Source organism: Jiangella rhizosphaerae (genome assembly GCF_003579925.1).
Classification (GTDB): domain Bacteria; phylum Actinomycetota; class Actinomycetes; order Jiangellales; family Jiangellaceae; genus Jiangella; species Jiangella rhizosphaerae.
Genome location: NZ_QUAL01000274.1, coordinates 1 through 2,344, shown reverse-complemented (window position 1 = coordinate 2,344; position 2,344 = coordinate 1). Strand labels below are relative to the sequence as shown.

Genomic DNA, 2,344 nt, shown 5'->3' with positions numbered 1-2,344 from the left:
GCCGGCCAGGCCGAGCCGGCTGGCCGCGTCGCCGGCCGCGGGCCCGCCTTCCAGCACCGTCGCGACCAGCTCCGCGCGCAGCCGCCGCTCGACGTCGGCGCCGGCGCGGTGGCGCAGCATGTGCAGCGCGACCAGCTTGGCGGCGTCGACGAAGGCCTGCTCGCGCTCGGCGCTCAGCGGCTCCTTCACCGCCGCCCACATGGAACCGAGGATCTCGTCGCCGGCCCGGACCCGGATCGCCACCCGCGGCAGCTCCGCGCCGTCGATCTCCGGCAGGTACACCGGCCGGTCCGACGAGTACAGCGCGCGGAATGCGCCCCGCCGCTCCAGCTCGCGCAGGTAGCGCTCGGGCACCTGGCGGCCGAGGACGGTCTCTTTGCGCGACTCGTCGGCGCGGTCCTGGTCGGCGGAGAACGCGATGACCCGGGAGTTGAGGTCCTCGATCGTCAGCGGCGCGTCCAGCAGCGCCGAGACCGCGCCGGCCAGCGCGAACAGGTCGCCCGCCCCGGTGCCGGCCAGCGTCTGGTCGTCGACCCCGCCGAGGTCGTCCAGCGCCAGGAGGCTGCGCAGCAGGGCCGCCACCTGCGCCCACGAGGCGCCGCGGGTCAGGCCGAACAGCACCAGCCCCTCCTCGGCGACCGCCTGCCGCACGTCGGCGTCGATGTCGACGGGGACCCGCAGCACCAGCCCGACGGCGCCCTCGGCGGCCACCGCGCGCACGACGTCGGCGATCTCGGCCGATGCCGCCAGCCCGACCCCCAGCACCAGCGCGTCGGCGGGCATGGCCGGCGGGTCGAGCGGGTCGTGGATCACCACCCCGCCCACGGACCGGCCCGGGTCGACCCGCCCCGCCACGACCTCGAGCAGCGTCGACCCCAGGTCGTCGAGCACGCGGCCGAGCGTGGCCCGCGGTCGCAGGGTCATGCGCAACACCTCTGAACCCAAGCACGGAGACGACGGGCAGGAGTTCGTCGAACTCTACAATCCGCGCGGCCTCGTTGGTGGGCTCAGACGAACGTCGGCGGGCCGCTCAGCCGGCCGGGAGCCAGGTGGTCGACGTCGTCAGGGCGGCCAGCACGTCCGGCAGCGGCTCGACGCCGAGGCCCGGACCGGACGGCACCGCCACGTGGCCGTCCGGCCCGAGCACGAACGGCTCCGTGACGTCCTGGGCGAAGTAGCGGTTCGACGCCGACGTGTCGCCGGGCAGCGTGAACCCGGGCAGCGCGGCCAGCGCGACGTTGGCCGCCCGGCCCAGCCCGGTCTCGAGCATCCCGCCGCACCAGACGGCGGCGCCGTGGGCCTGCGCGAGGTCGTGGATGCGCCGCGCCTCCAGATACCCGCCCACCCGGCCGGGCTTGACGTTGATGATGCGGCAGGCGCCCAGGAGCAGCGCGTCGGCGGCGTCCTTGGCCGACTCGATCGACTCGTCCAGGCAGATCGGCGTCCTGATCATTCCCGCCAACGCCGCGTGCTGACGCAGGTCGTCCTCGGCCAGCGGCTGCTCGATCAGCAGGAGGCCGAAGCCGTCGAGCGCGGCCAGGACGCGCGCGTCGGCCAGCGTGTAGGCGGCGTTCGCGTCGACCTGCAGCAGCAGGTCGTCGCCGAAGCGCTCGCGCACCGCGCGCACCGGCTCGACGTCCCAGCCGGGCTCGATCTTCAGCTTGATCCGCAGGTAGCCCTGGTCGAGGTAGCCGGCGACGGCATCGATCAGCGCCGGAATCGAGTCCATGATCCCGACGGAGACGCCGGCGGGCACGCGGTCGCGCACGGCCCCGAGGTACGACCCGAACGACTCGCCGCGCGCCCGCAGCCAGGCGTCCAGCACCGCCGTCTCCAGCGCCGCCTTCGCCATCCGGTGCCCGCGCACCGGCTCCAGCAGCCGCGCGACGTCCAGCGGCCCCAGGTCGCCGGCGGCGAACAACCGCGGCGCCAGGAACCGCTCGATGACCTGCGCCGCGCCGTCGGCGTACTCCGGCGAGTAGAGCGGCTCGCTCATCGCGACGCACTCGCCCCAGCCGTCGCCGTCGGGCGTCGCGGCGCGCACCAGCAGCACGTCGCGCGCGGTCTCGATGCCGAACGACGTGCGGAACGGCGCCACCAGCGGCATCGCGATGCGGCGCAGCTCGAACCCGGTGATCTTCACGCGTCCGTCCTCTCCACGACGTACGTCCCGGACCGGGTGAACCCGGTCACCCGCGCGCCCTCGGCGAGCACGCCGCCGAGCACGTCGCGCATGGCCGCGCGCCACTGCCGGGCGGTCCCCGGGTCGGTGCCGCGCAGCGCCTCGATGTCCGGCGGCGTCGCGACCAGCAGCCGCGGCGCCCGCGCCCACGCCGAGCGCGGC

Annotated in this window: 1 protein-coding gene and 2 pseudogenes; all 3 read right to left on the bottom strand. The window is 75.6% G+C overall.

Going from position 1 to position 2,344, the window contains the following annotated elements; all coding sequences use genetic code 11:
- Positions 1-924 (bottom strand): annotated as a pseudogene (locus tag DY240_RS23165) (PucR family transcriptional regulator); the annotation flags it as partial.
- Between the two features lie 106 nt (positions 925-1,030).
- Positions 1,031-2,143: an o-succinylbenzoate synthase gene (gene menC / locus DY240_RS23160; protein ID WP_199702156.1), complete on the bottom strand. Its 1,113-nt coding sequence runs from the start codon at positions 2,141-2,143 to the stop codon at positions 1,031-1,033.
- Positions 2,140-2,344 (bottom strand): annotated as a pseudogene (locus DY240_RS23155) (GNAT family N-acetyltransferase); the annotation flags it as partial. The gene menC and the pseudogene DY240_RS23155, both read right to left, overlap by 4 nt.